The sequence below is a fragment of the Leucobacter sp. BZR 635 genome, from assembly GCF_048061935.2.
Lineage (GTDB): Bacteria > Actinomycetota > Actinomycetes > Actinomycetales > Microbacteriaceae > Leucobacter.
This window is the reverse complement of the sequence record NZ_JBLUNZ020000006.1, coordinates 1-8,309: the sequence shown is the minus strand read 5'-3', so window position 1 is coordinate 8,309 and position 8,309 is coordinate 1. Positions and strand designations below refer to the sequence as shown.

Genomic DNA, 8,309 nt, shown 5'->3' with positions numbered 1-8,309 from the left:
GCTCACTCCGCTCGCGATGACAGCGATATTCGCCCCGTTGGCTGCGAGGCGGTACCGCCGTCTGGGCGGCTAGCCCGGGGTCGGGGTCGGAGTCGGGGTCGGGGTCGGGGTACCGAGGGTGTCGGCTCGTGCCCGGCACGTCGCGGCCGGAGCGGCCGGAGCAGCCGCTAGTCGAACTCGGGCGTGACGCTCTCACAGTGCACGGCCTCACCCGGCGCGCCCGTCTCAGACGCGAGCTCCCGAGTGCCGTCGAGCAGGATGCGGCAGGTCGCGCTGACGCCCTTCGGTGGTGTCGCAGAGACGCTGGCTGGATCGCCCGTGACGACGATCGTGTCTGCGGTCCAGGCGAACGACCCGTCTGCGGTGGCCGCCGTCGCTGCGTGCGACACCTGCTCGGTGTGCTGCTCCGTCATGCGGTCTTTCGCGTCGAGGTAAGACACGTCGCTGAGCTGCGCGGGGGCATCGCTGTCGGTGGTCACTTCGTAGGTGACGCTCCAGGCATCAGCAGCAGACTTCGTGACGGTGTCGATGACGCCGCAGCCTGAGAGCGTGAGCCCCAGAGCCAACGCGCCGCTCGTTGCGAGGGCTAGTCGAGTGAGGTGTTTCGTGTTGTTCATACTTCGAGATTATGCGCCCGTGCAGCGGGCCGGATCGGCCTCCGGTGCCGCTGTTCTTGGCCCCGCAGGATGATCGCTGGACCGCAGAGCGGTACCCAGGTACCAAGTCGGGCCGGGTGGATCAGTGATCCACCCGGCCCGACTCTTGGGAACTGCGTGTGCAGCGCCTGCTAACCGACGCCGGCTGCTTGGCGCTCGCTACTCGGCGCTTGCGCGCTCGAGCACGAGCTCGCGCACGCGGGCGGCGTCAGCCTGGCCCTTCATCGCCTTCATGACGGAGCCGATGATCGCGCCGGCGGCCTGGACCTTGCCGTCGCGGATCTTCTGCAGCACGTCGGGCTGCTCGGCGAGCGCCGCGTCAACGGCCTCGATGAGCGCGCCGTCGTCAGATACGATCGCGAGCCCGCGGGCGTCGACGATCTCCTGCGCGGTGCCCTCACCGTCGATCAGCCCTGCGAGCACCTGGCGCGCGAGCTTATCGTTCAGCGTGCCAGCGTCGACGAGCGCAACGACCGAGGCGATCTGCTCGGGCGTGATGAGGTCGGTCGCCACTGCGGAGCGCTCGTTCGCGATACGTGCGACCTCGCCGGTCCACCACTTGCGGGCGGTCTGCGCGGGCACGCCAGCTGCAACGGTCGCCTCGATGTCGTTCAGCAGGCCGCCGTTGACGACGTCGCGGAACTCGAGCGGCGAGAAGCCCCACTCGGCCGCGAGCCGGCGGCGGCGCAGCGTCGGGTGCTCGGGCAGCGTGGCCCGCAGCTCCTCGACGAGCTCGCGCGACGGCGTGAGCGGCGCGAGGTCGGGCTCCGGGAAGTACCGGTAGTCGTCGGCGTCGCTCTTCGGGCGGCCCGGCGAGGTCTCGCCGGTGTCCTCGTGCCAGTGACGGGTCTCCTGCGTGATCGCGGTGCCCTCGGAGAGCAGCTGCGCCTGGCGCTGGATCTCGAAGCGCACTGCGCGCTCGATCGAGCGCAGCGAGTTCACGTTCTTCGTCTCGGTACGCGTGCCGAGCACGCTCATGCCGGCACCCTCGTTGCCGCGGGGGCGCAGCGACACGTTCGCGTCGCAGCGGATGTTGCCCCGCTCCATGCGCGCGTCGGAGATGCCGAGCGACACGACGATGTCGCGGATGGTCGACACGTACACGGCAGCGATCTCGGGCGTATCTGCCTCGCCGCCGAAGATCGGATGCGTGACGATCTCAACGAGCGGCACACCGGCACGGTTGTAGTCGACGAGCGAGTACTCGGCGCCCTGGATGCGACCGGTCGAGCCGCCGACGTGGTTCAGCTTGCCGGCGTCTTCCTCCATGTGCGCGCGCTCGATCGGCACGTGGATCACGCGGCCGCTCGAGAGCTCAATCTCGACCGAGCCGTCGTGTGCAATGGGGTCGTCGAACTGCGAGATCTGGTAGTTCTTGCCCATGTCTGGGTAGAAGTAGTTCTTGCGCGCGAACCCGGAGACCTCTGCGATGTCGCAGCCGAGCGCGAGACCGAGGCGGATCGAGTAGTTTACCGCGGTCTCGTTCACGACCGGGAGTGAGCCCGGCAGACCGAGGCAGACGGGCGCGAGGTTGGTGTTCGGCTCGGAGCCGAACACGTTCGGCGCCGACGAGAACATCTTCGTCTTGGTGTTGAGCTCGACGTGCACCTCGAGGCCGATGACCGGTTCGAAGAGTTCGAGCGCCTTGTCGAAGTCCATAAGCTTCGTCTTCGCCATTACGCTGCCGCCTTTCCGGTGGTCGCGGACACAAGGGAGGGCGACTGCGCCCAGAAGGGCTTGCCGTCGCGCTCGGTGATGAGGGTTTCGATCGCGGCTGCTGCGCGGTACAGGCGGGCGTCCTCGAACGCGGGCGCCATGAGCTGCAGGCCGACCGGGAGGCCGTCCTCGCTCGCGGTGCCGATCGGGAGGCTGAGCCCCGGGATTCCTGCGAGGTTCGCGGGGATCGTCGTCGCGTCGTTGATGTAGTCCTGCATCGGGTCCTCGTTCACGTGCCCGATGTTCCACGCGGTGGTGGGAGCCGTCGGCGAGACGATGACGTCGACCTGGTTGAAGGCTGCTGCGAAGTCGCGCTGGATGAGCGTGCGGACCTTCTGCGCGCTGCCGTAGTAGGCGTCGTAGTAGCCGGCGGAGAGCGCGTAGGTGCCGAGGATGATGCGGCGCTTTACCTCGGGGCCGAAGCCTGCACCACGGGTCGAGCTCATCACGCTCTCGATCGTGCCACCGCCTTCCGGCTCGACGCGGAGGCCAAAGCGCACCGAGTCGTACTTCGCGAGGTTGCTCGAGGCCTCCGACGGGAGGATGAGGTAGTAGGCGGCGACCGCGTACTCGAAGTGCGGTGCGTCGATCTCGACGACCTCGGCGCCCTGCGCGGTGAGCAGCGCGACGGTCTCGTCGAAGCGAGCCTTGACGCCCTCCTGCATGCCTGGCAGCTGCAGCTGCTTGACGACGCCGACGCGCAGCCCCTTGAGGCTCCCGGGGTCTGCTCCGTCGCGCACCGCTGCGGCCATCGACGGCCAGGCGTGGTTCAGCGAGGTCGCGTCGTGCCGGTCGTGGCCTGCCACGACGTCGTGCAGCAGCGCCGTGTCGAGCACGGTTCGCGCGCACGGCCCGACCTGATCGAGGGAAGAGGCGAGCGCGATTGCGCCGTAGCGGCTGATGCCGCCGTAGGTGGGCTTCGCGCCGACGGTGCCGGTGAGGGCAGCGGGCTGGCGGATCGAGCCACCGGTGTCGCTGCCGAGCGCGAGGGGTGCCTGGAACGCGCTCACGGCCGCGGCTGAGCCGCCGCCCGAGCCGCCCGGCACTTTGCCGATTGCCCACGGGTTGTGGGTCGGCCCGTACGCGGAAGCCTCAGTGGAGGATCCCATCGCGAACTCGTCCATGTTCGTCTTGCCGATGTTGATGAGGCCGGCAGCGCGCGCCTTCGCGACCACGGTCGCGTCGAACGGCGAGCGGTAGCCCTCAAGCATCTTCGAGCCGGCGGTCGCGGGCATGTCGGTCGTGACGAGCACGTCCTTGAGCGCGAGCGGCACACCGGCGAGCTCGCCGAGCGCATCGCCTGCCGCGCGGCGCTCGTCGATCGCACGTGCGGCCGCGAGCGACGCCTCGCTGTCGGTCGCGAGGAACGCGTTGAGTTCGCCGTCGGTTGCGGCGATCCGGTCGAGGTGCGCCTGCGTCGCCTCGACCGAGGAGACCTCGCCCGAGGACAGCTTTGCTGCGAGATCCGCAGCGGTCAGGGTAATCAGTTCACTCATTACTGCTCCTCCCCCAGGATCGACGACACACGGAACATGCCATCGGCGGTTGCCGGCGCGTTCTGGAGTGCTTCGTCGAGGGTCAGCACGTCGGCGATCTCGTCGACGCGGGTCACGTTGCTCAGCGGGATCGGGTGGCTTGTTGCGGGGACGTCAGCGGTAGCGACCTCGCTCACCTTCGCGATGTTCGTGAGGATCGAGTCGAGCTCAAAGGTGAGCCCCTCGACCTCGGCGTCGGTCAGCGCGATCCGGGCAAGACCGGCGAGATGCGCGACGGTCTCCGCCGTGATCTCGGTGCCGGGCGCGGCGCTATTGGCCGCAGAAGTTTCAGGCATGCTGCTCCATCATGGATTGGGAGTGGTTCTCAACCTGTCCAGTCTAGCGAGCGGCGGCTCGAAGGACAGCCAGGTCACGGCCAGAGCCGCGGAAGTGTCTGGGAACTACGCGGCAGCGAACTGCGCGTTCACCTCGCCGCTCACGGCCAGCGACGATTGCGGGTCGAATCGGGTCTCGGGGCCCGGCGCGAGGTCGAAGCTCGCGAGTTCAGCCCACACCACGTTCGGGTTCGTCGTCGACTCGAAGAAGTAGCGGCCCGCGGTGAGATCTGCGACCGTGCGCCAGCGCGTCGTGGAGACGTTCGGGCGGACAGGGTCGGCCGTGCCAAAGGGTGCCGAGGCGTTGCGGATCACGCTGAACACATAGGCTGCGGCCTCTCGGCCGCTCGTCGTGTGCGGCAGGCGCGACGAGTAGAAGGCGGCGCGCGCAAACCGGTCTGGCGAGTCGGTTCCGCCGGGCAGCGGGTCGTTGCCGCCCAGCCCCGCGTAGCGCCGCTCGAGCTCAAGCTGCTCTTCGTAGAGCGGTGAGTTTGCCATCACGGTGTAGTCGGTGCCGTGGTGCACGGTGAGTTCGCCCGCCACAAACTCGATGATCGCCGAGTCACCGCTGCGGTCGGCAAGCGCAATGTGGCCTGTTCCCGGCTTGCCGCCGATATCGAGCGGAATGATCTGCACACCGCTGCTGGTGAGCCAAGCGACAGCGTCGGTGACGTTCGCGAAGCGGTCGAGGAGGCACTGGATCGCCTGCGCCAGCGCGAGCCCCGGTCGCGCAGTGTCGCGGACTCCGTAGTCGGACTCGGCGAGATAGAGCCCGCTCACCTGGAGGCCGGCCTCGTTGAGCCCGTCGACGGCGATCTCGCCGTACATCAGGCAGACGATGCTGCCGAACTCTGACACCCACGTGAACGACCCAGGGTCGCCGGGCGCGCTCTGTCGCTCGGCCCCGCGGGGCCGCACCGCGAGCTGGGTGTGGGTATCTTCAAACCAGTCCATGCTGCGCCCGACGAGGACGTTACCGGCACCGGGTGTTCCGACTGATGACCACAGAAAGCGAGTGCACATAGTCACACCATAGCTGCTGTTTCGCGTCGTGTGCCATCACTATTCCAGAAACCCGAACAGCCCCTGCGGTGGCTGCTCACCAGGTGGATATCGACGACGCCGATTGCGCTCATAAGCGCGTACATCGTCGTCGGCCCCACGAACCTGAATCCCCGCGCCTTGAGGGCCTTCGCGAGCGCTGCTGACTCGGGTGACGTGCTCGGGACTTCCTCATCGGTCGTCGGTGCCGGCGACACGAGCGGGGCATGCCGCCAGATGAGTTCGCTCAGTGTGTCGCCTGCTTCGTGCAGCGCGACGACCGCCCGGGCATTCGCGACGGCAGCCTCGATCTTCAGCCGGTTGCGGATAATTCCGGCGTCAGCGAGCAGCCGTTCGACGTCGGTATCGCCGTACCCGGCGACGATCGCGGGGTCGAAGCCGTCGAACGCGGCGCGAAAGTTCTCGCGTTTTCGCAGGATGGTGACCCAGGACAGCCCCGATTGGAACGCCTCGAGTGTGAGCCGTTCAAACAGGCCCTGCTCGTCGTACACCGGCATGCCCCACTCGGTGTCGTAGTACTCGGTGAGTAAGGGATCTTGCATCGCCCACGCGGCACGGATGGGAGACTCCGGCGGCTTCGTCGTCGTCGATTTCGTCACGGTGAGTCCTTTCTCACGGGCACGTGGTGGTCGGTGGGCGCATTTTCAGGTTAGTCGGGAGGAGCAGCGGCGTGCGTCGACCCATCGCTTTTGTGGATAAGTCAGCCCCGAATCCGAGCTTTTCTGAGCTGGGGTGAAACTACCCCTCCGCACCCGGCAGCCCCGCGGGGCCCTCGGTGACGAGGATCGCGAAGCCCGCCGCATCGAGCACTGGAATGCCGAGCTCCTCGGCCTTCGCGAGCTTCGATCCGGCTCCCGGGCCAGCTGCGACGAAATCCGTCTTCTTCGAGACGCTCGAGGCGGCCTTACCGCCGGCCTGGATGATTGCTTCCTTCGCGCCGTCGCGGGTGAACCCGTCGAGCGAACCGGTCGCCACAATCGTGAGCCCTGAGAGCACGCCCTCGGCGCTCACTGCGGCACCGGGCCCCGCGTGCCCGGGCGTCGCCCACTGCACCCCGGCGGCGGCCCAGCGATCGACAATCTCGACGTGCCAGTCGGTCTCGAACCAGGCGAGGAGTGACTCGGCGATGATCGATCCAACGCCTTCGACCTCCGCGAGCTCCTCTGCGCTCGCGGCACGGATCGCGTCGAGCGAGCCGAACCAGTCGGCGAGGGCGCGGGCCGCGACGGGCCCGACGTGCCGGATGTTCAGCGAGACGAGCAGCCGCCAGAGCGGCTTGGTCTTCGCCTTCTCGAGCTCGGCGAGGAACGTCTCGGCGTCCTTTGACGGAGAAACGACGCGGTGGTTCTTGCGCAGACCGGCCTTGCGGCGATCAGCGGGCGACATCCCCGCAGCCTCGGGCGGGTACGCGAGGGTCACCCGCTGGAACGGGGCGCGGCGCACAAACTCACCGGTGTCGGGGTCGGTCTTCTGCTCGCCCGTCTCGGCGTCACGCACGATGACCTCGATGGGCACGAGCTGTTCAAGCGTCAGGTCGAACAGCCCCGCCTCCGTTTCGAGCGGCGGAGCCTCGGGAACCTCGGGCTGCGTGAGCGCCGCCGCCGTGATCTCGCCGAGCACCTCGACGTCGAGCGCACCGCGCGAACCGATGTGCTCAACGCGGCCTCGCACCTGGGCCGGGCAGTCGCGCGCGTTCGGGCAGCGCAGGTCGATGTCGCCCTCTTTCATGGCGCGCAGCTCGGTGCCGCACTCGGGGCAGTTCAAAGGCATCTGCCATTCGACCTCGCTGCCGTCGCGGCGTTCGAGCACGGCGCCCAGGATCTCGGGGATCACATCCCCCGCCTTCCGCAGCACGACCGTGTCACCGATCCGCACGCCCTTGGCTTGCACGACCTCCTGATTGTGCAGCGTGGCCTGGCTCACCGTCGAGCCTGCAACCTTCACCGGTGCCATCACTGCGTACGGAGTCGCGCGCCCGGTGCGGCCCACGCCCACGCGAATGTCGAGGAGCTTCGTGTGCACTTCCTCGGGTGGGTATTTGAAAGCAATTGCCCAGCGAGGTGCCCGGCTCGTCTCCCCCAGCTCAGCGTGCAGCGCAAACTCATCGATCTTCACGACGATGCCGTCGATCTCGTGGTCGATGCTGTGGCGGTGCGCGCCGCGATCCTCAATGAAATCTGCGACATCGTCGACGCTCTCGAAGACGCGTGAGTGCGGCGACACCGGCAGCCCCCAGCCCGCAAGCAGATCGTAGGCGGCCGACTGACTGTCAAACGAGGGATGCTCCCACGCCCCGATGCCGTGCACATAGAGCGACAGCCGGCCCAGGCGCTCGCGCATGAGCTCGAGCTCCGCGGCCGTCTTCTTGTCGGCGCGCTGCCGCAGGCTCCCCGCCGCGGTGTTGCGGGCGTTCGCAAACTCGGGGTAGCGGGTAGTGATGCGTTCTTCGGGAACGCCCTTCGCGCGCTGCTCCTGTTCGAAGGCTTCCTGCAGCTCGTGCTGCCGCTCGTTGAGCCACTCGAAGTCCGCTCGGCGGAGGAAGATCTCGCCGCGGGCCTCGAAGAACTCGGGGATCCCCTCCCCCGTGAGCTTGCGCGGGATCACCGAAATGAACTCAAGGTTCTCAGTGATGTTCTCGCCAACGCGGCCGTCACCACGGGTCGTCGCGGTCTCGAGCACGCCGCCTCGGTACGCGAGGCTGATTGCGAGCCCGTCGATCTTCAGCTCGGACAGCCAGCGCACCTCGCGCCCGGCTGCCGCGCGCGCCTTCTCGGCCCACTCGCGGAACTCTTCGATCGAGAACACATTGTCGAGGCTCAGCAGTCGCTCGGCGTGCTCATGCTCGGGGAAACCGGCCGACACGAGCGCGGCCCCCACCTCCTGCGTTGGACTGTCGTGGCCCGCGAGCTCAGGGAAGGCGCGCTCGATCGCCTCGAGCCGCCGGAACAGCACGTCGTACTCCGCGTCGGAGACCAGGCTCACGCCCTCCGAATGGTAGGCGGTGC

Annotated in this window: 7 protein-coding genes; all 7 read right to left on the bottom strand. The window is 68.0% G+C overall.

The features are described 5' to 3' along the window. Positions 1–167 precede the first annotated feature (167 nt). Positions 168–617: a hypothetical protein gene (locus tag ACI1US_RS01215; RefSeq protein ID WP_461637494.1), complete on the bottom strand. Its 450-nt coding sequence runs from the start codon at positions 615–617 to the stop codon at positions 168–170. 198 nt (positions 618–815) lie between these two features. After that, a complete protein-coding gene (gene gatB / locus ACI1US_RS01210; RefSeq protein ID WP_416549707.1) occupies positions 816–2,333 on the bottom strand; it encodes an Asp-tRNA(Asn)/Glu-tRNA(Gln) amidotransferase subunit GatB in 1,518 nt (505 codons plus the stop codon). Continuing rightward, complete coding sequence (gene gatA / locus ACI1US_RS01205) at positions 2,333–3,868, bottom strand: Asp-tRNA(Asn)/Glu-tRNA(Gln) amidotransferase subunit GatA (protein ID WP_416549708.1); 1,536 nt, start codon at positions 3,866–3,868, stop codon at positions 2,333–2,335. The genes gatB and gatA overlap by 1 nt, the downstream gene beginning before the upstream one ends. Then, positions 3,868–4,203, bottom strand: coding sequence for an Asp-tRNA(Asn)/Glu-tRNA(Gln) amidotransferase subunit GatC (gene gatC / locus ACI1US_RS01200; protein ID WP_416549709.1), 336 nt, complete (start codon positions 4,201–4,203; stop codon positions 3,868–3,870). Before gatC ends, gatA begins: the two co-directional genes overlap by 1 nt. 105 nt (positions 4,204–4,308) lie before the next feature. Next, the gene (locus ACI1US_RS01195) at positions 4,309–5,265 is read right to left on the bottom strand and encodes a linear amide C-N hydrolase (RefSeq protein ID WP_416549710.1); all 957 of its coding nucleotides are present in this window, start codon (positions 5,263–5,265) and stop codon (positions 4,309–4,311) included. Positions 5,266–5,267: 2 nt separating this feature from the next. Continuing rightward, positions 5,268–5,846, bottom strand: a complete 579-nt coding sequence (locus ACI1US_RS01190) for a DNA-3-methyladenine glycosylase I (RefSeq protein WP_416549711.1) — start codon at positions 5,844–5,846, stop codon at positions 5,268–5,270. Positions 5,847–6,042: 196 nt separating this feature from the next. Then, positions 6,043–8,309 (bottom strand): NAD-dependent DNA ligase LigA (gene ligA, locus ACI1US_RS01185; RefSeq protein ID WP_461637491.1); only part of this gene is annotated, 2,267 nt, incomplete at its 5' end.